General features: G+C 58.6%; 24 protein-coding genes and 1 tRNA gene. 13 read left to right on the top strand and 12 right to left on the bottom strand.

The window, feature by feature from the left end:
* Positions 1 to 77 precede the first annotated feature (77 nt).
* The 13 genes from ruvA (at position 78) to nadA (ending at position 10,282) form a co-directional block, all read left to right on the top strand.
* Complete coding sequence (gene ruvA, locus ACM6IR_RS12405) at positions 78 to 695, top strand: Holliday junction branch migration protein RuvA (RefSeq protein WP_007897033.1); 618 nt, start codon at positions 78 to 80, stop codon at positions 693 to 695.
* Entirely contained in the window at positions 696 to 1,757 is a 1,062-nt protein-coding gene (ruvB, locus tag ACM6IR_RS12400) for a Holliday junction branch migration DNA helicase RuvB (RefSeq protein ID WP_414907958.1), read from the top strand.
* Between the two features lie 127 nt (positions 1,758 to 1,884).
* Positions 1,885 to 2,352, top strand: a complete 468-nt coding sequence (gene ybgC / locus ACM6IR_RS12395) for a tol-pal system-associated acyl-CoA thioesterase (RefSeq protein WP_131059803.1) — start codon at positions 1,885 to 1,887, stop codon at positions 2,350 to 2,352.
* Positions 2,342 to 3,037 (top strand): protein TolQ, encoded by a 696-nt coding sequence (gene tolQ, locus ACM6IR_RS12390; RefSeq protein WP_054044990.1) that lies wholly within the window; start codon positions 2,342 to 2,344, stop codon positions 3,035 to 3,037. Before ybgC ends, tolQ begins: the two co-directional genes overlap by 11 nt.
* A 23-nt stretch (positions 3,038 to 3,060) precedes the next feature.
* Positions 3,061 to 3,513 (top strand): protein TolR, encoded by a 453-nt coding sequence (gene tolR, locus ACM6IR_RS12385; protein ID WP_414907972.1) that lies wholly within the window; start codon positions 3,061 to 3,063, stop codon positions 3,511 to 3,513.
* Entirely contained in the window at positions 3,513 to 4,592 is a 1,080-nt protein-coding gene (gene tolA, locus ACM6IR_RS12380) for a cell envelope integrity protein TolA (RefSeq protein ID WP_157712079.1), read from the top strand. Before tolR ends, tolA begins: the two co-directional genes overlap by 1 nt.
* Complete coding sequence (gene tolB, locus ACM6IR_RS12375) at positions 4,589 to 5,890, top strand: Tol-Pal system beta propeller repeat protein TolB (RefSeq protein WP_414907957.1); 1,302 nt, start codon at positions 4,589 to 4,591, stop codon at positions 5,888 to 5,890. Before tolA ends, tolB begins: the two co-directional genes overlap by 4 nt.
* A gap of 52 nt (positions 5,891 to 5,942) precedes the next feature.
* Positions 5,943 to 6,440 carry a peptidoglycan-associated lipoprotein Pal gene (gene pal, locus ACM6IR_RS12370; RefSeq protein WP_090187413.1) on the top strand — a complete coding sequence of 166 codons (498 nt, stop codon included), beginning with the start codon at positions 5,943 to 5,945 and terminating at the stop codon, positions 6,438 to 6,440.
* A 6-nt stretch (positions 6,441 to 6,446) separates the two neighbouring features.
* Complete coding sequence (ybgF, locus tag ACM6IR_RS12365; RefSeq protein ID WP_414907956.1) at positions 6,447 to 7,304, top strand: tol-pal system protein YbgF; 858 nt, start codon at positions 6,447 to 6,449, stop codon at positions 7,302 to 7,304.
* 166 nt (positions 7,305 to 7,470) lie between these two features.
* Positions 7,471 to 8,118 (top strand): 7-carboxy-7-deazaguanine synthase QueE, encoded by a 648-nt coding sequence (queE, locus tag ACM6IR_RS12360; RefSeq protein WP_414907955.1) that lies wholly within the window; start codon positions 7,471 to 7,473, stop codon positions 8,116 to 8,118.
* Position 8,119: 1 nt separating this feature from the next.
* Positions 8,120 to 8,812, top strand: a complete 693-nt coding sequence (queC, locus tag ACM6IR_RS12355) for a 7-cyano-7-deazaguanine synthase QueC (RefSeq protein WP_414907954.1) — start codon at positions 8,120 to 8,122, stop codon at positions 8,810 to 8,812.
* A gap of 62 nt (positions 8,813 to 8,874) precedes the next feature.
* Positions 8,875 to 8,950: transfer RNA gene (locus ACM6IR_RS12350), tRNA-Lys, on the top strand.
* A gap of 273 nt (positions 8,951 to 9,223) precedes the next feature.
* Complete coding sequence (gene nadA, locus ACM6IR_RS12345; RefSeq protein ID WP_414907953.1) at positions 9,224 to 10,282, top strand: quinolinate synthase NadA; 1,059 nt, start codon at positions 9,224 to 9,226, stop codon at positions 10,280 to 10,282.
* A 130-nt stretch (positions 10,283 to 10,412) separates the two neighbouring features.
* Here nadA and ACM6IR_RS12340 read toward each other — a convergent pair whose 3' ends face one another.
* The 12 genes from ACM6IR_RS12340 to arcD all read right to left on the bottom strand — a co-directional run bounded on the left by ACM6IR_RS12340 (position 10,413) and on the right by arcD (position 24,983).
* Entirely contained in the window at positions 10,413 to 10,901 is a 489-nt protein-coding gene (locus tag ACM6IR_RS12340) for an RDD family protein (protein WP_414907952.1), read from the bottom strand.
* 94 nt (positions 10,902 to 10,995) lie between these two features.
* A complete protein-coding gene (locus ACM6IR_RS12335) occupies positions 10,996 to 11,208 on the bottom strand; it encodes a cold-shock protein (protein WP_007977299.1) in 213 nt (70 codons plus the stop codon).
* A gap of 390 nt (positions 11,209 to 11,598) precedes the next feature.
* Positions 11,599 to 12,723 carry a glycine cleavage system aminomethyltransferase GcvT gene (gcvT, locus tag ACM6IR_RS12330; protein WP_414907951.1) on the bottom strand — a complete coding sequence of 375 codons (1,125 nt, stop codon included), beginning with the start codon at positions 12,721 to 12,723 and terminating at the stop codon, positions 11,599 to 11,601.
* A gap of 39 nt (positions 12,724 to 12,762) precedes the next feature.
* On the bottom strand, positions 12,763 to 14,139 hold the full coding sequence (locus ACM6IR_RS12325; protein WP_414907950.1) for an L-serine ammonia-lyase: 1,377 nt from the start codon (positions 14,137 to 14,139) through the stop codon (positions 12,763 to 12,765).
* 161 nt (positions 14,140 to 14,300) lie between these two features.
* Positions 14,301 to 17,168, bottom strand: coding sequence for an aminomethyl-transferring glycine dehydrogenase (gene gcvP / locus ACM6IR_RS12320; protein ID WP_414907949.1), 2,868 nt, complete (start codon positions 17,166 to 17,168; stop codon positions 14,301 to 14,303).
* Positions 17,169 to 17,179: 11 nt separating this feature from the next.
* Positions 17,180 to 17,563 carry a glycine cleavage system protein GcvH gene (gene gcvH / locus ACM6IR_RS12315; protein ID WP_414907948.1) on the bottom strand — a complete coding sequence of 128 codons (384 nt, stop codon included), beginning with the start codon at positions 17,561 to 17,563 and terminating at the stop codon, positions 17,180 to 17,182.
* A gap of 403 nt (positions 17,564 to 17,966) precedes the next feature.
* Positions 17,967 to 19,475: a sigma-54-dependent transcriptional regulator gene (locus ACM6IR_RS12310; protein WP_414907947.1), complete on the bottom strand. Its 1,509-nt coding sequence runs from the start codon at positions 19,473 to 19,475 to the stop codon at positions 17,967 to 17,969.
* A gap of 205 nt (positions 19,476 to 19,680) precedes the next feature.
* Complete coding sequence (locus ACM6IR_RS12305) at positions 19,681 to 20,043, bottom strand: DUF5064 family protein (protein ID WP_414907946.1); 363 nt, start codon at positions 20,041 to 20,043, stop codon at positions 19,681 to 19,683.
* A 12-nt stretch (positions 20,044 to 20,055) separates the two neighbouring features.
* On the bottom strand, positions 20,056 to 20,985 hold the full coding sequence (gene arcC / locus ACM6IR_RS12300) for a carbamate kinase (RefSeq protein ID WP_414907945.1): 930 nt from the start codon (positions 20,983 to 20,985) through the stop codon (positions 20,056 to 20,058).
* A 186-nt stretch (positions 20,986 to 21,171) separates the two neighbouring features.
* Complete coding sequence (locus ACM6IR_RS12295) at positions 21,172 to 22,182, bottom strand: ornithine carbamoyltransferase (protein WP_414907944.1); 1,011 nt, start codon at positions 22,180 to 22,182, stop codon at positions 21,172 to 21,174.
* An 81-nt stretch (positions 22,183 to 22,263) separates the two neighbouring features.
* Positions 22,264 to 23,520 carry an arginine deiminase gene (gene arcA / locus ACM6IR_RS12290; RefSeq protein WP_414907943.1) on the bottom strand — a complete coding sequence of 419 codons (1,257 nt, stop codon included), beginning with the start codon at positions 23,518 to 23,520 and terminating at the stop codon, positions 22,264 to 22,266.
* Positions 23,521 to 23,555: 35 nt separating this feature from the next.
* Complete coding sequence (arcD, locus tag ACM6IR_RS12285) at positions 23,556 to 24,983, bottom strand: arginine-ornithine antiporter (protein WP_414907942.1); 1,428 nt, start codon at positions 24,981 to 24,983, stop codon at positions 23,556 to 23,558.
* Positions 24,984 to 25,073: the final 90 nt, after the last annotated feature.

Raw genomic sequence — 25,073 nt, 5'->3', positions numbered from 1 at the left:
GCCTGTGTTGCCGGCGCAAAGCCCTCGCTCTGTCAGTCGCTAGCCATTGAGCTGGCCAACGCTCAAGGATCTGAAACGTGATTGGACGCTTGCGCGGCACACTGGCTGAGAAACAGCCGCCGCACCTGATTCTGGATGTAAATGGTCTGGGGTATGAGCTGGAAGTGCCCATGACCACGCTGTATCGCTTGCCGTCGGTCGGTGAACCGCTGACCTTGCACACCCATTTGGTCGTGCGCGAAGACGCGCAGTTACTCTATGGTTTTTTCGGCAAGCGCGAGCGAGACTTTTTTCGCGAATTGATCCGTCTCAATGGCGTGGGGCCGAAATTGGCCTTGGCCCTGATGTCGAGCCTGGAAGTCGACGAGCTGGTCCGCTGCGTGCAGTCTCAGGACACCTCGGCCCTGACCAAGGTGCCTGGAGTGGGCAAGAAGACCGCCGAGCGTTTGTTGGTGGAGCTCAAGGATCGCTTCAAGGCTTGGGAAACCGTACCGGCGATGTTCGCCCTGGTGCCAAACCAGCCGGGTGGGCCGGATGCGCCGGCTCCAGTCGCCACCGCCGAAAATGACGCAGTCAGCGCGCTGATTTCCCTGGGCTATAAGCCGCAGGAAGCCAGCAAGGCGATTTCCGCGATCAAGGAGAAAGGTTTGAGCAGTGAAGACATGATTCGTCGCGCCCTGAAGGGAATGATCTAAGTGATTGAAGCTGATCGTCTGATTGCCGCCACGCCGGGCCCTCGCGACCGCGAGGAAGTCCAGGACCGGGCCATTCGTCCCGTCAGCCTGGCCGAATACATTGGCCAACCGACCGTTCGCGAGCAAATGGAGTTGTTTATCCAGGCCGCCCGCGGGCGTAACGAATCCCTGGATCACACGTTGATTTTCGGTCCTCCGGGTTTGGGTAAAACCACCCTGGCCAACATCATCGCCCAGGAAATGGGGGTGTCGATCAAAAGTACGTCCGGCCCCGTTCTGGAACGCCCGGGTGACCTGGCCGCGTTGTTGACCAATCTGGAGCCCCACGACGTATTGTTCATCGACGAAATCCATCGGCTGTCGCCGATCGTCGAAGAAGTGCTGTACCCGGCCATGGAAGATTTCCAGCTCGACATCATGATCGGCGAAGGGCCGGCGGCGCGCTCGATCAAGCTCGATCTGCCCCCGTTCACCCTCGTGGGGGCCACGACGCGGGCCGGGATGCTGACCAATCCGTTGCGCGACCGTTTCGGTATCGTCCAGCGTCTGGAGTTCTATAACACCGCCGATCTGGCGACCATTGTCAGCCGTTCGGCAACTATCCTCGGCTTGCCGCTGGATCCGGAAGGCGCCTTCGAAATCGCCCGTCGTGCCCGAGGCACCCCGCGGATAGCCAACCGATTGCTGCGCCGGGTTCGCGATTTCGCCGAAGTTCGCGCCAAGGGCCACATCACCAAACCGATCGCCGACCTGGCGTTGAATCTGCTGGATGTCGACGAACGTGGCTTCGATCATCAGGACCGACGTCTGCTGTTGACCATGATCGAGAAGTTCGACGGTGGGCCGGTCGGGGTGGACAGTCTGGCGGCCGCCATCAGTGAAGAGCGCCATACCATTGAAGACGTGCTGGAACCCTATCTGATCCAGCAGGGCTACATCATGCGCACGCCACGGGGGCGGGTGGTCACCCGGCATGCGTACCTGCACTTCGGCTTAAATATTCCTTCACGATTGGGCGAGATGCCCGTGGTAGACGAGTTCCTTGATGCTGTGGACGATTAATTAACCTTTGCGCGCTGAATTTTCGGGCATTGTGCTGTCCTAGGACCGTACTTTTGCGAGAAAGCCGCAGAACAATGAAAAACAGTTGCCTGGCCGGATTGGCAACCTGAGGAGTAAGCACTAGAGTATGCGCGCGCAAAACGGGCTTGAGCCGTTCGCACTTCGTTGTCGCGTTTATTACGAGGACACCGATGCGGGCGGCATCGTGTATTACGTTAATTACCTCAAGTTTATGGAACGGGCTCGAACCGAGCGGCTCCGGGAGCTGGGCTTTGCCCAATCGGCGCTTGCAGGGGAGGACCTGTTGTTCGTCGTGCATTCCAGCGAAGCGCGTTACCACGCGCCGGCGCGACTGGACGACGAGCTTCTGGTAAGCGCTGAAGTAATCGAATTGAACCGTGTCAGCCTGCGCTTCAAACAGCAGGTCAGGCGGGCTACGGATAATGTGCTGCTCTGCGAAGGGCAGTTTTTGGTGGCCTGTGTGCGCACTAACAGTTTGAAACCCCGGGCCATTCCCGAAGCTCTACGTGCGGCCTTTGCCGACGTGAGCGGCGCGGGTACACACTCAAAGCAGGAGATAAAGCGTGGAAGCTAACGTCGTCGACCATTCCTCCATGTGGAGCCTGGTCAGCAATGCCAGCGTCGTGGTGCAGTTGGTAATGCTGATTCTGGTAGCCGCATCGGTGACCTCATGGATCATGATCTTTCAGCGCAGCAACCTGCTGCGCGCCGGTCGACGTGCCCTGGAGAGCTTTGAGGAGCGCTTCTGGTCGGGCATCGACCTGTCCAAACTCTACCGTCAGGCTGGCAGCAACCCTGATCCGGATTCGGGCGTCGAGCAGATCTTCCGTGCCGGTTTCAAGGAATTCTCCCGCCTGCGTCAGCAGCCTGGCGTCGATCCTGAAGCGGTCATGGAAGGCGTGGCCCGTGCCATGCGCGTCGCCATTTCCCGCGAAGAAGAAAAGCTCGAGCAGAGCCTGCCGTTCCTCGCCACCGTCGGTTCCGTCAGTCCGTACATCGGTCTGTTCGGTACGGTCTGGGGCATCATGAACTCCTTCCGTGGTCTGGCAACTGCCCAGCAAGCGACCCTGGCCACTGTGGCTCCGGGTATCGCCGAAGCACTGGTCGCAACCGCCATTGGTCTGTTCGCCGCCATTCCGGCCGTTATTGCTTACAACCGCTTTGCTGCCCGCAGCGAAACGCTGCTCAGCCGTTACTACACCTTCGCCGATGAATTCCAGGCGATCCTGCACCGCAAAGTGCACACCAGCGAAGAATAAGCAGGTAATTTCCAATGGCTTTAATCGCTCGAGCTCGTAAAAAGCGCAAGCCGGTTGCCGAGATGAACGTGGTGCCTTACATCGACGTGATGCTGGTACTGCTGGTCATCTTCATGGTGACCGCTCCGATGCTCAATCAGGGCGTGAAGGTTGATCTGCCCAAGGTTTCCAGTGAAGCTTTGCCGCAGGACAACAACACCCAGGTCCTGACCATTTCGATCAAGTCTGACAAGACCTATTACTGGAACCTTGGCAGCGAAGTCGACACCGAAAAGCAGCAGGACAAGGCCATGACCTTGCCGCAGATGACCGATGCGGTGACCAAAATCATTCGCGCCGGCAACGAAGGCGGCAAGCACACCCAGGTCTTCATTCGCGGCGACAAGTCCGTCGATTACGGCTCCGTCATGGGCGCCATGGGCGGGTTGCAGAAAGCCGGGGTCGGTAATGTTGGCTTGATTACCGAGGCGCCCTGATGCAGCAACAGCGAGAGCCGTCCGCCTCGGAAAGCTACTTCTGGCCCAGTGTCCTGGCGATTGTCCTGCACGTGCTGGTGTTCGGCATGCTGTTCGTCAGTTTCGCCTTTACACCTGAGCTGCCGCCAGCCAAACCGATTGTCCAGGCGACCTTGTACCAGCTGAAATCGAAGAGTCGGGCAACCACCCAGACCAATCAGAAGATTGCAGGTGAGGCGCAGAAATCTGCTGCACGCCAGACTGAAGTCGAACAGATGGAACAGAAGAAGGTCGAGCAGGAGGCGGTGAAGGCTGCGGAACAAAAGAAAGAAGAAGCGGCTCAAAAGGCCGAGGAAGCCAAGAAGGCCGATGAGTCGAAGAAAGCGGATGAGGCTAAAAAGGCTGATGAAGCCAAGAAAGCCGATGAAGCGAAGAAGACCGCCGAAGCCAAGAAGGCTGAAGAGAAACAATTGGCTGATATAGCCAAGAAGAAGTCTGAAGAAGAAGCCAAGAAGGCTGCTGAAGAAGAGGCCAAGAAAGCGGCTGCTGAGGAAGCGAAGAAAAAGATCGTCGAAGACGCGAAGAAGAAAGCCGCGGAAGACGCCAAGAAGAAAGCTGAAGCTGAAGAGGCGAAGAAGAAAGTCGCCGAAGACGCGAAGAAGAAAGCTGCTGCCGATGCTGCGAAGAAGAAATCGCAGGATGCGGCACGTAAATCTACCGAAGACAAAAAGGCTCAGGCCCTGGCAGATTTGCTTTCCGATACGCCGCAGCGTCAGCAGGCCTTGGCCGATGAGCAGGGTGACGAAGTCGCCGGCAGTTTCGATGATTTGATTCGAGCACGCGCAGCGGAAGGTTGGGCTCGTCCTCCTTCGGCACGCAAAGGCATGACGGTCGTGCTGCAAATCGGCATGTTGCCGGATGGTACGGTGACTTCGGTCAGCGTGGCCAAGTCCAGTGGCGATGGTCCGTTTGACGCTTCGGCTGTAGCGGCGGTCAAGAATATTGGACGTTTGACAGAAATGCAGGGAATGAAGCCGAGCGATTTCGCTCCGTATCGTTCATTCAAGATGACATTCACACCTGAGGATCTAGCCTTGTGAAAAACCTTCTTCGAGGAATGCTTGTCGTTATTTGTTGCCTGGCAGGCATAGCGGCAGCGGATGAAAAAAACATTCTGGTCACCAGCGGCAGTGATCGGGCAACCCCGATCGCAGTAGTGCCGTTCGGTTTCCAGGGCGGCACCGTATTGCCGGATGACATGGCCGAAATTGTCGGTAATGACCTGCGTAACTCGGGTTACTACTCGCCGATTCCAAAGCAGAACATGATCAGTCAGCCGAGCCAGGCCAGCGAAATCATTTTCCGTGACTGGAAGGCTGTTGGCGCCCAGTACATCATGGTCGGCAGCATTGTGCCGGCGGGCGGTCGCCTGCAGGTTCAGTACGCATTGTTCAACGTCGCCACCGAGCAGCAAGTGCTGACCGGCAGTGTGTCGGGCAGTGCCGAGCAGCTGCGCGACATGGCGCATTACATCGCTGACCAGTCGTTCGAAAAACTCACCGGCATCAAAGGTGCGTTCTCGACGCGTCTGCTGTATGTGACGGCCGAGCGTTTCTCCGAGAACAACACTCGTTACACGTTGCAGCGTTCGGACTATGACGGTGCCCGTGCTGTCACTCTGCTGCAATCGCGTGAGCCGATCCTGTCGCCGCGTTTCGCACCGGATGGCAAGCGCATCGCTTATGTCTCGTTCGAGCAGAAGCGCCCGCGTATCTTCATGCAGAACATCGACACCGGTCGCCGTGAGCAGATCACCAACTTCGAAGGCCTCAATGGTGCGCCAGCCTGGTCGCCGGATGGCAATCGCCTGGCATTCGTGCTGTCCAAGGACGGTAACCCGGACATCTACGTGATGAATCTGGGGTCGCGTCAGATCTCGCGTGTTACCAACGGTCCTGGCATCAACACCGAACCGTTCTGGGGTAAGGATGGTTCGACCATCTACTTCACTTCCGACCGTGGCGGCAAGCCACAGATCTACAAAACCAGCGTCGGTGGTGGCGGTGCGGAACGTGTGACCTTTATTGGCAACTACAACGCCAACCCCAAGCTTTCAGCCGATGAAAAGACCCTGGTGATGATCCATCGCCAGGATGGTTTTACTAATTTCAAGGTGGCGGCCCAGGATTTGCAGCGAGGAAGTGTAAAAATCCTAACTGATAGCACTCTGGACGAGTCGCCTACTGTCGCGCCCAACGGCACCATGGTAATCTACGCCACCCGCCAGCAGGGCCGGGGAGTCTTGATGCTCGTGTCCATCAATGGACGCGTAAGGCTCCCGCTTCCTACCGCTCAAGGCGAAGTCAGAGAACCTTCCTGGTCCCCTTACCTGAACTGACGCGGCGCTACACGTTTCACTTAACACACTGGGGTTCATTAGGAGTTTCAAGATGGAAATGCTGAAGTTTGGTAAATTTGCTGCGCTGGCTCTGGCCATGGCTGTAGCTGTAGGTTGCTCGTCCAAAGGCGGCGACAACGCCGGTCAAGGCGCTGTAGATCCAAACGCTGGTTACGGCGCAAACACTGGTGCCGTTGACGGTTCCCTGAGCGAAGAAGCTGCTCTGCGCGCAATCACCACCTTCTACTTCGAATATGACAGCTCGGACCTGAAGCCAGAAGCCATGCGCGCTCTGGACGTTCACGCCAAAGACCTGAAAGCAAACGGCGCTCGCGTTGTTCTGGAAGGCAACACCGACGAACGTGGTACTCGTGAGTACAACATGGCACTGGGCGAGCGTCGTGCGAAAGCCGTTCAGCGTTACCTGGTACTGCAAGGTGTTTCCCCAGCTCAGCTGGAACTGGTTTCCTACGGCGAAGAGCGTCCAGTTGCTACCGGCAACGACGAGCAGTCCTGGGCTCAAAACCGTCGCGTCGAACTGCGTAAGTAATTCGTCATGCGAACGTGCCGTCGTGCTGTAACTGTTCTGGCTCTCAGCCTCGCGCCGCTTGCGGTGTGGGCTGCGGTTCCTGTGGTCGATAATAACTCCGGCTATAACAATAGCGGGAGCAGTTATCCGCCTGCGGGTTACGGTACGAACGGCGCCTATGCCGGGGGAGGGGTTTCGGCCCCTGTCTCGGCGCAAGGCGAGCTGTTCAACCAGCTGCAATCGATGCAGGAACAGATTTCACGCCAACAGGGTGTGATCGAAGTTCTGCAAAATGAAGTAGCGCGCATGAAGCAAGAAAACCTGGAGCGGTATCAGGATCTTGATCGGCGCATAGGAACCGGCGTTGCACCAGCCGCGACTCCTGAAAATTCTTCCACCGGTGGTAATTTGAATGCCCCCGGTGCAGCAGCAGCGGGCGCAGGTGCAGGGGCGGCAGCCGCTCAGGCACCCGCCGCTCAAGCACCTGCCGCGGGTAGCGAACCGGCGGATCCGGCGAAGGAAAAGCTCTATTACGACGCAGCCTTCGACCTGATCAAAGCCAAGGATTTCGACAAGGCCAGCCAGGCTTTTACCGCATTCCTGCGTAAATACCCGAACAGCCAGTATGCGGGCAATGCCCAGTACTGGTTGGGTGAGGTCAATCTGGCCAAAGGCGATCTGCAAGGTGCAGGTCAAGCTTTTGCCAAGGTCTCGCAGCTGTACCCAAAGCATCCCAAAGTGCCTGACTCGCTGTACAAGCTGGCTGATGTAGAGCGCCGCCTTGGTCATACCGACAAGGTAAAAGGCATTTTGCAGCAGGTGGTGTCCCAATATCCGGGGACTTCCGCCGCTCAGTTGGCGCAACGCGATCTGCAGCGCATGTAAGCCTGTTTGATTCGTTTTGAAGAAACCCGCACTTGATGCGGGTTTTTTCGTTAGAATTCACGCCCTTTTTATGAAATACGCTTTTTGGGATCTGCGCGATGGCGGGGTTCCTTGAAGTGCCTGACGGAGGCGGACAGCCTGTTTAGCTGTTATGCCCGTGGCGACTATGCAAGACACATTGAGAATCACCGAAGTTTTTTACTCGTTGCAGGGTGAAACGCGAACTGCCGGGCTGCCCACCGTTTTTGTGCGCCTGACCGGTTGTCCATTGCGATGCCAATATTGCGACAGCGCCTACGCGTTCACTGGGGGCGCCATTCGCACGCTCGATGACATCCTCGAGCAAGTGGCTGGTTTCCGCCCGCGTTATGTCTGTGTTACCGGTGGTGAGCCGCTGGCTCAACCCAACGCCATTCCATTGCTCAAGCAGTTGTGTGATGCCGGTTACGAAGTGTCACTGGAAACCAGTGGTGCTCTTGATATATCGGCAGTAGATTCTCGGGTCAGTCGCGTCGTCGACCTGAAAACTCCGGGTTCGAAAGAAGCGCACCGCAACCGCTACGAGAACATCGAACTGCTCACACCCAACGACCAGGTGAAGTTTGTCATCTGTTCACGGGAAGACTACGACTGGGCTGTGTCCAAACTGATTCAGTACGGACTGGACCGGCGTGCCGGCGAAGTCCTGTTCTCGCCAAGTCACCATGACCTGAATGCTCGGGACCTGGCGGACTGGGTGGTGGCGGACAACCTGCCAGTACGTCTGCAATTGCAGCTGCATAAATATCTTTGGAATGACGAGCCGGGGCGCTGAAATGACGGAACAACTGAACACTGCTGAAAAACGTGCGGTCATCTTGCTGTCAGGCGGCCTGGACTCGGCGACAGTCGTGGCCATGGCTCGTGCGCAAGGCTACAGCTGCTACACCATGAGTTTCGACTACGGTCAGCGGTCTCAAGCAGAATTGCACGCCGCCGAACGTGTTGCCCGCGACTTGGGTGTGGTCGAGCACAAGGTGATCGGTCTGAACCTGAACGGCATTGGCGGTTCAGCGCTGACCGACAGCAGCATCGACGTGCCGGAAGTGCCGGGGGAAGGTATTCCGGTGACTTACGTGCCGGCGCGCAACACGGTGTTTCTGTCCCTGGCGCTGGGCTGGGCTGAAGTGCTCGGTGCACGTGACATCTTCATCGGCGTAAACGCCGTCGACTACTCCGGTTATCCGGATTGCCGTCCCGAGTTCATCGAGTCGTTCGAGCGCATGGCCAATCTGGCGACCAAGGCCGGCGTAGAAGGGAACGGTTTCCGCATCCAGGCTCCGCTGCAGAACCTGAGCAAGGCACAGATCGTCCAGGCCGGCGTGAAGCTGGGTGTCGATTACGGGCTAACCGTTTCGTGCTATCAGGCCGACGATAACGGCCGTGCATGCGGCAAATGCGACAGCTGCCGTCTGCGTGCAGAAGGCTTCGCAGCCGCCGGAATCAGCGACCCAACCCCTTATTTTTGATTTATTTCAAATTGGGTGTTGAATAGTCCTTAAAAATCAGTATTATACGCGCACCACACAGCGGGTCGTTAGCTCAGTTGGTAGAGCAGTTGGCTTTTAACCAATTGGTCGTAGGTTCGAATCCCACACGACCCACCATTTTTATAGCAGTTTTAAAAGTCTGGAAGGCCCACGCAAGTGAGGATTTCCGGATTTTTTTTTGCCCGCGATTTAAGGTTGGCTCCGTGCGGTGCTGCGTCGTGGGACGCAGGTCAGAATCATCTTTTGCATCCACCGGATATTCTGTAGCCTTGCGCATCTTCAACGCTGTCCGTGCCTGATGAATACTCACTCTCCCGGCGGAACCCCGAAGGTTCCGGAGCCGGGTGTATACTCGACTTTCGCGCGAAAGCGCCTGCAGGTCTTGCGAACATGACGCAGATTTCCGAACGCCTTCTGGTTCAAGCCCACCTCGACGCCAAGCAGCCAAAGCCGCTGACAGTTGAGGAGGAGGCTTATTACCGTGCCGCCATCGCTGCCGAGCTCAAGGCTCAGGACGCGGTACTGGTTGCTCACTTCTATTGCGATCCGGTCATTCAGGCCCTGGCTGAAGAAACCGGTGGTTGCGTCTCCGACTCACTCGAGATGGCCCGTTTCGGCAATGCCCATCCGGCCAAGACGGTACTGGTCGCCGGTGTGAAGTTCATGGGCGAAACCGCCAAAATCCTCAACCCTGAAAAACGCGTACTGATGTCCACGCTGGAAGCGACGTGCTCCCTGGATCTGGGTTGCCCCGTGGACGAGTTTTCGGCGTTTTGCGATCAGCACCCGGAGCGCACGGTGGTGGTGTATGCCAACACCTCGGCGGCAGTCAAGGCCCGGGCGGACTGGGTGGTGACATCGAGCTGCGCGCTGGAGATCGTCGAAAGCCTGATGGATAACGGCGAAACGATCATCTGGGGGCCGGACAAGCATTTGGGCACCTATATCCAGCGCAAGACCGGTGCCGATATGCTGCTGTGGGACGGTGCCTGCATCGTTCACGAAGAGTTCAAATCCAAGCAGCTCGAAGACATGAAGGCGCTGTACCCGGACGCCGCGATTCTGGTGCACCCGGAGTCGCCGACGTCGGTGATCGAGTTGGCGGATGCCGTCGGTTCCACCAGTCAATTGATCGCGGCGGCACAAAGCCTGCCGAACAAGACGTTCATCGTGGCTACGGACCGCGGCATCTTCTACAAGATGCAGCAGCTGTGCCCGGACAAGGTCTTCATCGAGGCGCCAACGGCGGGTAACGGTGCGTCCTGCCGTAGTTGCGCACACTGCCCATGGATGGCGATGAACACCCTTGAGCGTACGCTGAGGAGCTTGAAGGAGGGGACGAACGAGATCTTTGTTGATCCGGCGTTGATTCCTCAGGCGATCCGTCCGTTGAAGCGGATGCTGGATTTCACGCAGGCGGCGCGGATGAAGCTGGCTGGTAACGCCTGAGATCAATTAGGTATCAAAAACTGTGGGAGCGAGCCTGCTCGCGAAGGCGGTGTATCAGTTACATTAATGTCGACTGACACACCGCCTTCGCGAGCAGGCTCGCTCCCACAGTGATTTTTGCTCTCTGCAACTATTTAGTCTTCTTCGGGACCCGCACCAACTGCGTGTTGGAGTACATGTCGTGCCAGCTGCGTTTCTGTTTGTCGAACAGCGGCCAGACAAACCCCAGGCCAACGCATAGCAACGACGCAATCGACACCACAAACCGCAACAACGCCTGCCACAGGCTGATGGATGAGCCGTCGGCATTCTGCACACGGATGCACCACACCTGCATGCCCAGCGTCTGGCCAGACCATGTCCAGAACTTGGCAAAGAAACCGAACAGGACAAACAGCAGCACCGTCGACAGCAACGGATCGCCGTCCAGTGCGCCGGCCTCGGTCAGTGCGCGCATTTTGTCTTCACCGATGATTGCCATCTGGATCATCTTGTAAAGGCCACTGGTGACGATCAGCAGAGCGGTGCACAACAGAAAGTCATAGAACATCGCTGCCAGACGACGACCCAAACCAGCGGCCGGAAAATGGCCCTGGGGAGTAAGCAGGTGTTTCGACATGGCAGGCTCTCGGCGCAAAAGAAGCCATTTTACGGATTTACGCGCACAAAAAAGCCCCTGATGTCAGCATCAGGGGCTTTTTCGTTACAGAAGATTAGGCTTCTGCTTGTACTTCATCAGCCTGCATGCCTTTCTGGCCTTGCACAGCAATGAAAGTCACTTTTTGGCCTTCTTTCAGGCTCTTGAAGCCGTTGCCCTGAATAGCGCGGAAATGCACAAACAGATCCGGTCCGCTTTCTGGAGTGATAAAACCAAAACCTTTCTCGTCGTTAAACCACTTGACGGTACCGCTCTGACGTTGGGACATTTCTTATTTCCTTTGACGCTAAAATTAATGACAGTCTCCTTCTCATGAAAGAGTACTGGGGCTGGTTGCAGGAGAGTAAGAAGACGCCGAGCGGGATGTAGCTAACATGTAGGCTACTGCCCAGGTCACGATTCCAAGCGACCCATGCAAACACAGTGAACAAACTCTACGCCAACTACGGGAGAAAAAACAAGCCCCGTGAAGGGCCCGGTTTGCTTGGCTTGGCGCCAGTAGCGTGTGCACTAGCGCAGGCTTATTCGATTGAGGTGTTCAATTGCTTTCGATCGTTATAAGGCAAGTTCGTAATCGAAACCATGCACTGTTTTATGGCGATTGCGTTACACATTAGTGCACTGTTAACGCAATCGCGTTACTTATAGAAACAGTCAATCAACCGCGATAGTAGCGTTGTGGAACAAATGGCATTTTGCTTACAAGCAATGGCACCTTTTTCCCACGAACAATTGCCCATACCGGTGTGTCGATCGCGATGTAAGCGCTGTCGAGGTAACCCATGGCCAACGGACCGCCCAGCGTCGGGCCGAAACCACCGCTGCAAACGGTGCCGATGATGTCGCCGGCTTCGTTGACGATCTCTGCACCTTCGCGCACCGGGGTGCGTTCCTGAGGCAGCAGGCCAACGCGTTTGCGGCTGACACCCGCTTGCTGTTGGGCAAAGACTGTTTCAGCACCAGGGAACCCGCCGGCCCGTGTACCATCTGCGCGACGAGGTTTGGACATCGCCCACAGCAGGCTGGCTTCGATCGGCGTGGTGTCGGTGTTCATGTCGTGGCCGTAAAGGCACAGGCCGGCTTCCAGGCGCAGGGAGTCGCGTGCGCCAAGGCCGATGGCCGCTACTTCCGGTTCGGCCAGCAGGGCGCGAGCCAGGGCTTCGGCGCTGGCGGCCGGGACCGAGATTTCGAAACCGTCTTCACCGGTGTAGCCCGAACGGCTGACAAAACAGTCGACGCCCAGCAATTTCACGCGGGCGAACTGCATAAAGGTCATCTTCGACACTTCAGGCGCCAGGCGTGCAAGCACGGTGACGGCGGCCGGGCCTTGCAGCGCCAGCAGCGCGCGTTCTTCGAACAGCGGCTCGATCGTGCACTGGTTGCCAATGTGCTTGCGCAGATGCGCCAGGTCCTGATCCTTGCAGGCCGCGTTGACCACCAGGAACAGCTCGTCATTGCCCAGATTGGCGACCATCAGGTCGTCGAGGATGCCACCGGTCTCGTTAGTGAACATGGCGTAGCGTTGCATGCCCACCGGCAAGTCGATGATGTCCACCGGCACCAGGGTTTCCAGGGCCGCGGCGGCGTTGGCGCCAGTCAGGCGGATCTGACCCATGTGCGAAACATCGAACAGGCCGGCTTGATCACGGGTGTGCTGGTGTTCTTTCATCACGCCCAGTGGGTATTGCACGGGCATGTCGTAGCCTGCGAACGGCACCATGCGGGCGCCGAGTTCGATGTGCAGTGCGTGCAATGGAGTTTTCAACAGTTGTTCGGTGGACATATTCAGCTCCTGAAAAAGTCTGATGCAAGTGAGCGCGCATCAGCACTCGATAATGTTGACCGCCAAACCGCCACGGGCGGTTTCCTTGTATTTGCTTTTCATGTCAGCGCCGGTCTGGCGCATGGTGCGGATGACTTTGTCGAGGGAGACGAAGTGCTGACCGTCTCCACGCAACGCCATGCGCACCGCATTGATTGCTTTGACCGAGCCCATGGCATTGCGCTCGATGCAAGGTACTTGTACTAGCCCGCCAATCGGATCGCAGGTCAGGCCGAGGTTGTGCTCCATGCCGATTTCAGCGGCGTTTTCCACTTGTTGCACGCTGCCGCCAAGGACTTCGCACAAGGCGCCAGCCGCCATGGAACACGCCACGCCGACTTCACCCTGACAGCCGACTTCGGCGCCGGAGATCGAAGCGTTTTCCTTGTACAGAATGCCAATCGCCGCCGCCGTCAGCAGAAAGCGCACGACGCCGTCTTCGTTGGCACCGGGAATAAAGCGCATGTAGTAATGCAATACGGCTGGAACGATCCCCGCTGCACCGTTAGTAGGCGCCGTCACGACGCGCCCGCCGTTGGCGTTTTCTTCGTTGACCGCCAAGGCGTAAAGGTTGACCCAGTCCAGCACCGACAACGGATCGCGCAATGATGATTCCGGGTTCTTGCACAGTTGCCGATGCAGCGACGCGGCCCGACGTTTGACCTTCAAGCCGCCGGGCAGGATGCCTTCGTTACGGCAACCCGCGTCGACACAGTCCTGCATCACTTGCCAGATTTTCAGCAAACCGGCGCGGGTTTCCGCTTCCGGGCGCCAGGCACTTTCGTTGGTCAGCATTACCTGGCTGATGGACAAGCCGTAGGTGGTGCAGTGACCGAGCAAGTCCTTTGCGCTTTTGAAGGGGAAGGTCAGCGGCGTGGCGTCTTCGACGATGCGGTCGGCGCCAGCGGCGTCTTCATCGACCACAAAACCACCGCCGACGGAGTAATACTCGCGACTGCGAATCTGCAGGCCGGCGGCGTCGAAAGCGCGAAAAATCATGCCGTTGGGGTGATAGGCCAACGGTTTGCGGATCATCGCCAAATGTTCTTTCTCGTTGAACGCAATGCTGTGTTCGCCGAGCAGGTTCAAGCGACCGCTGCCACGAATGTCGTGCAGACGAGCGGCGACGGTTTCGGTGTTCACGGTGTCCGGGTGTTCACCTTCCAGGCCCAGCAATACAGCTTTATCGCTGCCGTGGCCTTTGCCGGTGGCGCCGAGTGAGCCGTAAAGCTCGACTCTGACGCTGGCGGTTGCCGACAACAGCCCTTCACGACGCAAACCTTCGGCGAAGCGCGCTGCTGCGCGCATCGGGCCGACGGTGTGGGAGCTGGAGGGGCCGATGCCAATCTTGAACAGGTCGAACACGCTTAACGACATGGTTGTTCTCCGGTTTCTTGTTATGAGGAGCACCGCATACCTGTAGGAGCGAGGCTTGCCCGCGAAGCTTTTAGCGACCTGATGGCCTCTTCGCGGGCAAGCCTCGCTCCTACAGGGTTTTGCGGCGTCCTTGTGGGGCGAGGGAACTCGCCCCTTTTAGATCAAGCGTAGCTTTCGATCGACGGGCAGGCGCAAACCAGGTTGCGATCACCAAATACGTTGTCGACCCGGCCGACCGGTGGCCAGTACTTGCCTTCGATCAGCGACGCTACCGGGTACACCGCTTGTTCACGGCTGTACGGATGCGTCCACTCGCCGACGATTTCCGCTGCAGTGTGCGGAGCGTTTTTCAGCGGGTTGTCGTCCTTGTCCAGGGTGCCGTTTTCCACTGCGCGGATTTCTTCGCGGATGCGGATCATGGCGTCGCAGAAGCGGTCCAGTTCTTCCTTGGATTCGCTTTCGGTCGGCTCGATCATCAGTGTGCCGGCGACCGGGAACGACATGGTCGGGGCGTGGAAACCGAAGTCGATCAGGCGCTTGGCGACGTCATCGACGCTGATGCCGCTGCTGTCTTTCAGCGGACGCAGGTCGAGGATACACTCGTGCGCTACCAAGCCGTTACTGCCGGTGTAGAGCACTGGGTAGTGCTCTTCGAGGCGACGGGAAATGTAGTTGGCATTGAGGATCGCCAATTGCGACGCACGCTTGAGGCCGGCGCCACCCATCATCCGAATGTACATCCAGGTGATGGGCAGAATGCTCGCGCTGCCGAACGGTGCTGCGCAGACTGCGCCTTCCTTGCGTGCCATCTGCGCGTGACCCGGCAGGAACGGGGTCAGGTGCGATTTCACGCCAATCGGGCCGACGCCCGGGCCGCCACCGCCATGCGGAATGCAGAAGGTTTTGTGCAGGTTCAGGTGCGACACGTCGCCGCCGAACTTGCCCGGGGCGCAGAGGCCGACCATCGCGTTCATGTTGGCGCCGTCGATGTACACCTGGCCGCCGTGGTCATGAATGATGCCGCAGATTTCGCGGATGCCTTCTTCGAACACGCCATGGGTCGACGGGTAAGTGATCATCAAGGCCGCGAGATGCTCACGGTGCTCGATGGCCTTGGCGCGCAGGTCTTCGATGTCGACGTTGCCACGTGCATCGCACGCGGTCACCACCACGCGCATACCGGCCATGTTGGCGGTTGCAGGGTTGGTGCCGTGGGCCGACGACGGGATCAGGCAGATGTCGCGACGGTCTTCGCCACGGCTCTGGTGATAGGCACGAATGGCCAGGAGACCGGCGTATTCGCCTTGCGAACCGGCGTTCGGTTGCAGGGAGATCGAGTCGTAACCGGTGGCGGCGCAGAGCATCGCTTCCAGTTCATCGGTCAGCTGCTGATAACCGGCGCTTTGCTCGGCCGGGGCGAACGGGTGCAGGGCACCGAATTCAGCCCAGGTGACCGGGATCATTTCGCTGGCGGCGTTGAGTTTCATGGTGCAGGAACCCAGCGGGATCATGGTGCGATCCAGGGCCAGGTCCTTGTCGGCGAGCTTGCGCAGGTAGCGCATCAGCTCGGTTTCCGAGTGATAACGGTTGAACACCGGGTGGCTGAGGATCGGCGATTGGCGCACCAGCGCAGCTGGAAGGGTGCTGGTCACCGAAGCGGCGAGGGCGGCGAAGTCTGGCAGGGCTTTGCCGTCGGCCAACAGGCTCCACAGGGTTTCAACGTCGGCCTGGCTGGTGGTTTCGTCGAGGGACAGGCCCAGACGTTCGCCGTCAACCACACGCAGGTTGATCTTCTGTGCATGCGCCTTGTCGTGCAGGGCGGCGGTTTGTGCGCCGGTCTTGATCGTCAGGGTGTCGAAGAAGTTGGCTTGCTCGACGCTCAGGCCCAGTGCGCTGAGGCCTTGGGCCAGAATGGCGGTCAGGTGATGCACGCGATTGGCGATCTGCGCCAGGCCTTTCGGGCCGTGGTACACGGCGTACATGCTGGCGATGTTGGCCAACAAAACCTGCGCGGTGCAGATGTTGCTGGTGGCTTTCTCGCGGCGGATATGTTGCTCGCGGGTCTGCATCGCCAGACGCAGGGCCGGCTTGCCAAAGCGGTCGACGGAGACACCGACCAGACGGCCTGGCATGTCGCGCTTGAACGCATCTTTGGTGGAGAAGTAAGCCGCATGTGGACCACCGAAGCCCAGCGGTACGCCGAAGCGTTGTGCGCTGCCGATGGCCACGTCGGCGCCGAACTCGCCCGGCGGGGTCAGTACGGTCAGGGCCAGCAGGTCGGCGGCAACCGCGACCAGCGCGTTGGCGGCGTGGAAGCGTTCGGTCAGTTCGCGGTAGTCGAACACATCACCGTTACTCGCCGGGTATTGCAGCAGGGCGCCGAAGAACGGCGTCATGTCGCTCAGTTCACGTTCGTCGCCAACCACCACGTCGATGCCCAACGGTTCGGCACGGGTGCGCAGTACGTCGAGGGTTTGCGGATGGCAATGCACAGAGGCGAAGAAGGCGTGGCTGCCCTTGTTCTTGCTCAGGCGTTTGCAGAACGTCATGGCTTCGGCGGCGGCGGTGGCTTCGTCCAGCAGCGAGGCGTTGGCGATCGGCAGGCCGGTGAGGTCGCTGATCAGGGTCTGGAAGTTCAGCAGCGCTTCGAGACGGCCCTGGGAAATTTCTGGCTGATAAGGGGTGTACGCGGTGTACCAGGCCGGGTTTTCCAGCAGGTTACGCAGGATCGGCGACGGCGTGTGGGTGCCGTAGTAACCCTGGCCGATGTAAGTCTTGAACAGCTGGTTTTTGCTGGCGATGGATTTGATCAAGGCCAAGGCATCGGCTTCGCTCAGGCCGTCTTCGAGGCCGAGGACGCTGGTGCCTTTGATGCTGTCCGGAATGACGCTGGCGCTCAGCGCTTCCAGCGAGTCGAAACCGAGGCTGTTGAGCATGGCTTGCTCGTCGCCGGAACGCGGGCCGATGTGGCGGGCGATGAATTCGTTGGCGGTACTCAGGTTTACAACGGCAGGATTAACTTGAGTCATGTTGGCGTTCCTCAGGCTTCAGCGCTGGCTTTGATCAGGCGGTCGTAGGCATCTTGATCCAGCAGTTTGGCGACGGCCGAAGCGTCGGCAGGCTGGAATCGGAAGAACCAGCCTTCGCCCAGTGGATCTTCGTTGACCAGCTCAGGGCTGCTGTCGAGTGCCGGGTTCACTTCCAGCACTTCACCGTTCAGCGGCATGTACACACCGCTGGCGGCTTTTACCGATTCCACGGTGGCGGCTTCAGCGCCTTGGTCGTAGGACTGCAGCTCAGGCAGTTGAACGAAAACCACGTCGCCCAAGGCGTTCTGTGCAAAAGCGGTGATACCGACTGTGACGGTGCCGTCAGCTTCGGTGCGCAGCCATTCGTGATCTTCAGTAAAACGCAACTCGCTCATGGAAACTCCTAAGGGGGGCCAGACTCGTCTGGTGGACGCGATTGAATACTCGGCAATGCCGTACTTTATGAACGGTTACTAAGCAAAAACGCGGCCAATGTTTTATTTTCGTTATAAATCAATAAGTTATGATGTTTTGAGAGGGGCGCATGAATGATGGTTGTAGCGAAATCGCTACAGCGCAGGCCGAAGAAAAAAGCGTAGGTGGATCAAAGCCTTGCACAGCGGTGGTTCGGCGAGGGTGTAGCGATATCGTTCCGCTGTAGCGCTTTCAGTACAGATGGAGGTCGCTTTTGACAATTTGATGGTGAGCCCACTGGCCTCATCGCGAGCAAGCTCGCTCCCACAGGTTTGTGGTCGACGCAAATTTAATGTGGGAGCGAGCTTGCTCGCGATGAGGCCCTCAAGGCTTGTTAGGAATGCCGTACTTGCGCAATCGATGTGCAATTGCGGTGTGGGACGTTTGCAGGCGGCTGGCCAGTTGGCGGGTCGACGGATAGCTGATGTAGAGTTTTTCCAGCAAGGTTTTCTCGAACTCTTCCATGGCTTGTTCAAGGCTGTCGACGTCGCTGTCGCTTTGGCGCGCCACTGAGGTGCCGGCGATGTCGAGGTCACCAATGTCCACCAGCGTGCTCTCGCAAATGGCCGCGGCGCGGAAGATCACGTTCTGCAATTGCCGCACGTTGCCCGGCCAGCGGTTGCCCAGCAGCGCCGGATAAGTCCCGGGTGCCAACCGGCAGACCGGGCGCTGAATCTGTGCACAGGCCTGCTGCATGAAATAGCGCGCCAGCAGCAGAATGTCCTGGCCGCGTTCGCGCAAGGGCGGGACTTCGACGTTCAGGACATTGAGCCGATAGAACAGGTCTTCGCGGAAGCTGCCTTCGCTGACCATTTTCTCCAGATCGCGGTGCGTCGCGCTGAGGATCCGCACGTTGACCTTGACCTCACGATCGCCACCGACCCGGCGGAAGCTGCCGTCGTTGAGAAAACGCAGCAATTTCGCCTGCAAGTACGGCGACATTTCGCCGATCTCGTCGAGAAACACTGTGCCCTGGTTGGCCAGTTCCATCAGCCCTGGTTTACCGCCCCGTTGCGCGCCGGTGAAAGCGCCAGGGGCGTAGCCGAACAGTTCGCTTTCGGCGAGGTTCTCCGGCAATGCTGCGCAATTCAATGCCAGAAACGGCGAACTGTAGCGAGCGCTAATGGCATGGCAGGCACGCGCCACCAACTCTTTGCCGGTGCCGGTTTCCCCTTGGATCAACAGGGGCGCATCGAGGGCCGCCACTCGCTGGGCGCGGGCCTTGAGCGTGCGAATCACCGGAGACTCCCCCAGCAGTGCATCGAAACCTTCGGCGTGATCGTGGTGCAGCGCGGAAAGGCGTTCACCGATGCGGTTGGGTTGATACAGGGTCAGCAGGGCGCCGGCATCGGTGATGGGCGTGGCGTCCAGCAGCAAGGTCTGGCCGTTGACCGTAATCTCGCGCAGCGGCAGGCGGAAGCCGTGTTCAAGCAAGGCGTCGAGCAACGTCGGATCGGCAAACAGCTCGGCGATGCTTTCGCCGGCCGGTTCTCGGCCGTACAAAGCGATCAGTGCCGGGTTGGCCAGCAACACCTTGCCGGCACTGTCGAGCGCCAGTACCGGGTCGGTCATGGCCGCGAGCAAGGCATCGAGCTGCAAGTGCCGACGCTGGCCGGGAAGGATGTCGACCACTGTCACCGCTTGCACGCCACGCACACTGAACAGGGCATCGCGCAACTCTTCCAGGACTTGCGGACTCAGGGTCGGGGCGTCGATGTAGACGTTGGGCGGAACCATTTCGACCGCATCCAGATTGAGATTGCGCCCACCGAGCAAGGCCAGGACTTCCTGGGTGATGCCGACGCGGTCGATGAAGCTGACGTGGATACGCATGGGACGGTTTTGGTTCTGGCGTTCGGAGGGTGGCAAGTATGCCTTGGGGCGGGCAAATGGTGAAATCCTGCACAGGACTTCGAGATGATCTCCTGTAGGAGCGAGCTTGCTCGCGAAGGACTAGAGAACAACGCATTTATTCAGCAAGACCGCGTTATTGTTAACGTCCTTCGCGAGCAAGCTCGCTCCTACAGGGGCGGTGGGGTTATTCAAAGTGCTCGGGGTTTACCGGGTCGCCTGATTTCATATCCAACTGCTTCCGGATGTCTTCGAACATCAGATCGTAGTGCTTGTGGACCGAGCCAATCTGGCTGTGCGTCTTTGGGATTCCGTACTTCTCGGCGATTTTCGTCACGTTGTTGGCGAAGTTGTAGGCCTCCTCCTTGGGCAGAAAGAAGGTCTCTGACATGTCCTTTCCCTGCATGCTGCCATGCAGGGTGAACTGGATTCCTTTCACCCCTTTGGGGTTCGTGCTGACTTCATAGTCGAGGTGCACGTTGTAGCTGACATCATTCTTGTCCAGCGCGTGACGCTCGATGTGCAAGTGGCCTGGCTCAAACATTGCCATAGACGTCTCTCCTTACAAGTAAGTTATGCCAGGTTTCGCCGTGCTGATGCGCGTACCGGCCTTGCCCTGGACGATCGCTTCAATGTCCGAGAGTGAGCCGATCACCGCAGTTTTTCCAGTATGGCGTGCAAACTCGCAGGCCGCCTGGACCTTCGGTCCCATGGATCCTGCTGCGAAGCCGAGTTTCTCCATCTCGTCCGGGTGCGCCTGGGCGATGGCTTTTTGGGTCGGTTTGCCGAAGTCGATGAAGGCGCCATTGACGTCGGTAGCAATCACCAGCAAATCGCTGTCCAGCTGTTCGGCCAGCAGTGCCGAACACAGGTCTTTGTCGATCACTGCTTCCACGCCTTGCAGCTTGCCATCGGCACCGTACATCGTCGGGATGCCACCACCGCCGGCGCAAATCACGATGCTGCCTTTTTCCAGCAGCCACTTGATCGGGCGGATTTCAAAGATGCGTTTGGGTTTGGGGCTGGCGACCACGCGGCGGAATTTGTCGCCGTCCGGGGCAATCGCCCAGCCTTTCTCGGCGGCGAGTTTTTCCGCTTCGGCTTTGGCGTAGACCGGACCGATGGGTTTGCTCGGGTTCTGGAAGGCCGGGTCGTTGGCGTCGACTTCGACTTGGGTCAGCAGGGTCGCGAACGGCACTTCGAAATCCAGAAGGTTACCCAGTTCCTGTTCGATGATGTAGCCGATCATGCCTTCGGTTTCGGCACCGAGCACGTCCAGCGGATAAGGCGACACCGAGGTGTAGGCCGCGGCTTGCAGCGACAGCAGGCCCACTTGCGGACCATTGCCGTGGGCAATGACCAGTTGGTTGCCGGAATAGACCTTGGCGATCTGTTCGGTGGCGATCCGGATGTTGGCGCGTTGATTGTCCGCGGTCATGGGTTCACCACGGCGGAGCAGGGCGTTACCGCCCAGGGCAACGACGATACGCATAATGGAGTCCTTCTAAATAGAGAAGTTGCGGGCGACTCGGTCACCTGTGGGGCGGGATTTTGTGGGAGCGAGCTTGCTCGCGATGGCGGAGCATCAGTCGACATCAATGTTGCCTGTCACACCGTCATCGCGAGCAAGCTCGCTCCCACAGGGGCCGTGTTCCCGCAGGAGGAGCCGCGTCGGTCCTTAGATATCCGCCAACGCCGATACCAGGATCGCCTTGATGGTGTGCATGCGGTTTTCCGCTTGCTCGAAGGCGATGTTGGCCGGCGATTCGAAGACCTCTTCGGTCACCTCGACGCCATTGGCCAGGTGCGGGTACCGCGCGGCGATGTCCTTGCCGACCTTGGTTTCGCTGTTGTGGAACGCTGGCAGGCAGTGCATGAATTTCACGCGCGGGTTGCCGGCGGCCTTCATCATTTCGGCGTTGACCTGGTACGGCAGCAGTTGCTCGATGCGCTCGTCCCACGCTTCCACCGGTTCACCCATGGACACCCAGATATCGGTATGGATGAAGTCGACGCCTTTGACCGCCGCTTTCGGGTCTTCGGTGATGGTGATGCGTGCGCCGCTCTCTTCGGCGAAGGCTTTGCACTGGGCGATGAAGTCAGCGTGTGGCCACAGGGCTTTCGGTGCTGCAATGCGCACGTCCATGCCGAGTTTGGCGCCGATCATCAGCAGCGAGTTGCCCATGTTGTAGCGGGCGTCGCCGAGGTAGGCGTAGCTGATGTCATGCAGCGGCTTGTCGCTGTGCTCGCGCATGGTCAGGGTGTCAGCGATCATTTGCGTCGGATGGAATTCAGCGGTCAGGCCGTTGAACACCGGCACGCCGGCGAACTTGGCCAGCTCTTCGACGATTTCCTGTTCGAAGCCACGGTACTCGATGGCATCGAACATCCGCCCCAGTACACGGGCGGTATCTTTCATGCTTTCCTTGTGGCCGATCTGCGACGACACCGGGTCGATGTAGGTGACGTGAGCGCCCTGGTCATGGGCGGCGACTTCGAAGGCGCAACGGGTGCGGGTCGAGGTTTTTTCGAAGATCAGCGCGATGTTTTTGCCTTGCAGATGTGGGCGTTCGGTGCCGGTGTACTTGGCGCGTTTGAGGTCCCGAGACAGGTCCAGCAGATAGTGCAGCTCGCGAGTGGTGTGGTGCATCAGCGAGAGCAGGCTGCGGTTGCGCATATTGAAAGCCATTTTGGATCTCCTTAGGTTTCGGTTATCCCCTTGGCCGCGCATGCCTTGGTGTAAAAGGCAGCGCGAGCCGAGGTGGGCAAATTAATAGTCGATAGGGTCGCGAATGATCGGGCAGGTCATGCAGTGGCCGCCGCCACGGCCGCGACCGAGCTCACTGGCACTGATGGTGATAACTTCCACACCAGCCTTGCGCAGCAGCGTGTTGGTGTAGGTGTTGCGGTCATAACCGATTACCACGCCTGGCTCCACGGCCACCACGTTGTTGCCGTCGTCCCACTGCTCGCGTTCGGCGGCGAAGCTGTTGCCGCCGGTTTCCACCACGCGCAACGCTTTGAGGTTAAGGGCCTTGGCCACAGTGTCGAGGAAGTTGGTTTCTTCGCGGCGAATGTCGATGCCGCCGGGTTTGCTTTCGTCAGGGCGCAGGGTGAAGGCGACGATCTGCTTCACCACTTCCGGGAAGATCGTCACCAGGTCGCGGTCGCAGAAGCTGAACACGGTGTCCAGGTGCATCGCTGCGCGGGATTTTGGCAGGCCGGCAACGATCACACGCTCCACGGCTTTATTTTTGAACAGGTTCACCGCCAGTTGCCCGATGGCCTGACGGGACGAGCGTTCGCCCATCCCGATCAACACCACACCGTTGCCGATCGGCATGACGTCGCCACCTTCAAGGGTGGAGCTGCCGTGTTCCTTGTCCGGGTCGCCGTACCAGATCTGGAAGTCGGCGCTGGTGAACTGCGGGTGGAACTTGTAGATCGCGGTGGTCAGCAGGGTTTCCTGACGACGCGCCGGCCAGTACATCGGGTTCAGCGTCACGCCACCGTAGATCCAGCACGTGGTATCGCGAGTGAACTGAGTGTTGGGCAGCGGCGGCAAAATGAAGCTGGAGTGGCCGAGGAAATCGCGGAACATTTGAATGGTCTTGCCGCCGAAACTGTCCGGCAGGTCATCAGCGGAGACGCCGCCGATCAAGAATTCCGCGATTTTGCGCGGCTCCAGGCTGCGCAGCCATGAACCCACTTCGTTGATCAGGCCGAGGCCGACCGAGTCGCCGGTGATCTTGCGCTCCAGAATCCAGTCCAGGGCTTCGGGGATGGCGACGATGTCGGTCAGCAAGTTGTGCATTTCCACGACATCGATATTGCGTTCGCGCATTTTGGTGACGAAATCGAAATGGTCGCGCTTGGCCTGGGCAACCCACAACACATCGTCGAACAGCAGTTCGTCGCAATTATTCGGGGTCAGCCGCTGGTGGGCCAGACCGGGGGAGCAAACCATGACTTTGCGCAGTTTGCCGGCTTCTGAATGTACGCCGAACTTAACTTTTTCCGTGGTCATTACAGTGATCCTCCAGATGACAAATGAGTCAGGTATTACAGGGTCAGGAAGCCGTCATAGAGCCCATAGGCTGCCACCAGGGCACCCACGATTACGGCGGCGAAAATCAGCTTCTCGACGTTGGTGAAAACCGGTTTGTTGACTTCGCGCTTGGCCTTTGCGAACAGGATTACGCCGGGCGCATAAAGCAGGGCGGAGAGCAGCAGGTATTTGGTGCCCCCCGCGTAGACCAGCCAGACCGCATAGATCACCGAGATGGCGCCAATGAGCAGGTCCTTCGAGCGTTCTCGGGCATCGTTTTCGTAGCTCTCGCCGCGCACCGCCAGCAGCAGTGCGTAACACGCCGACCACAGGTAAGGCACCAGAATCATTGAGGTGGCGAGGTAGATCAGCGACAGGTAAGTACTGGCCGAAAACAGGGTGATGATCAGAAACAGCTGGACCATGGCGTTGGTCAGCCACAAGGCGTTGACCGGAACCTGCTTGGCGTTTTCCTTGCGCAAAAACGCCGGCATGGTGTGGTCCTTGGCGGCGGCGAACATGATCTCCGCACACAGCAGTACCCAGGACAGCAGGGCCCCCAGCAAGGAGATGACCAGACCGACGCTGATCAGTACTGCGCCCCACGGACCGACCACATGCTCCAGCACCGCGGCCATCGACGGGTTCTGCAGTTTGGCCAGTTCCGGCTGGGTCATGATGCCCAGCGACAGCACGTTCACCAGTACCAGAAACAGCAGCACGGTGATGAAACCGATCACGGTGGCTTTACCGACGTCGCTGCGTGTTTCCGCGCGGGCCGAGAAAATACTCGCACCTTCAATGCCGATGAACACCCAGACGGTGACCAGCATCATTTTGCGCACCTGGTTCATCACACTGCCCAGGTCCGGGTTTTTCAAACCCCAGATGTCGGCGGTGAAGATGTCCAGTTTGAAGGCGAAAATCGCGATCAGCACAAACAGCAGCAGCGGTACGACCTTGGCAACGGTGGTCACCAGGTTGATGAACGCCGCTTCCTTGATCCCTCGCAGCACGAGGAAGTGCACGGCCCATAGCAGCACCGACGCTCCGATCACGGAGGCAACGGTGTTGCCTTCGCCGAAGACCGGAAAGAAGTAACCGAGGGTGCTGAACAGCAGAACGAAGTAGCCGACGTTGCCCAGCCAGGCACTGATCCAGTAACCCCAGGCGGACGAGAAACCCATGTAGTCGCCGAAACCGGCTTTGGCGTAGGCGTAGACACCGCCATCCAGATCAGGCTTTCGGTTGGCCAGTGTCTGGAAAACGAAGGCCAGGGTCAGCATGCCGACCGCCGTGATGGCCCAACCGATCAGTACCGCGCCGACATCGGCACTGGCAGCCATGTTCTGGGGCAAAGAGAAGATCCCGCCACCAATCATTGAGCCAACAACCAGCGCAACCAGTGCGCCGAGTTTCAGTTTTCCGGGGGATTCGGACATTGCATGACTCCAATGCAGGAGAAGAAAGAAAACAGATTAATTCCGTTAACAGTTCAATCAGCTGACTTAGATCAGTTCATGTCACATTCC

Origin of the sequence: Pseudomonas sp. IT-P253 (assembly GCF_949768125.1) — a bacterium.
In the GTDB taxonomy this organism is placed as follows: domain Bacteria; phylum Pseudomonadota; class Gammaproteobacteria; order Pseudomonadales; family Pseudomonadaceae; genus Aquipseudomonas.
The sequence above is the reverse complement of the archived record's forward strand: the minus strand, read 5'-3'. Positions and strand labels throughout refer to the sequence as shown.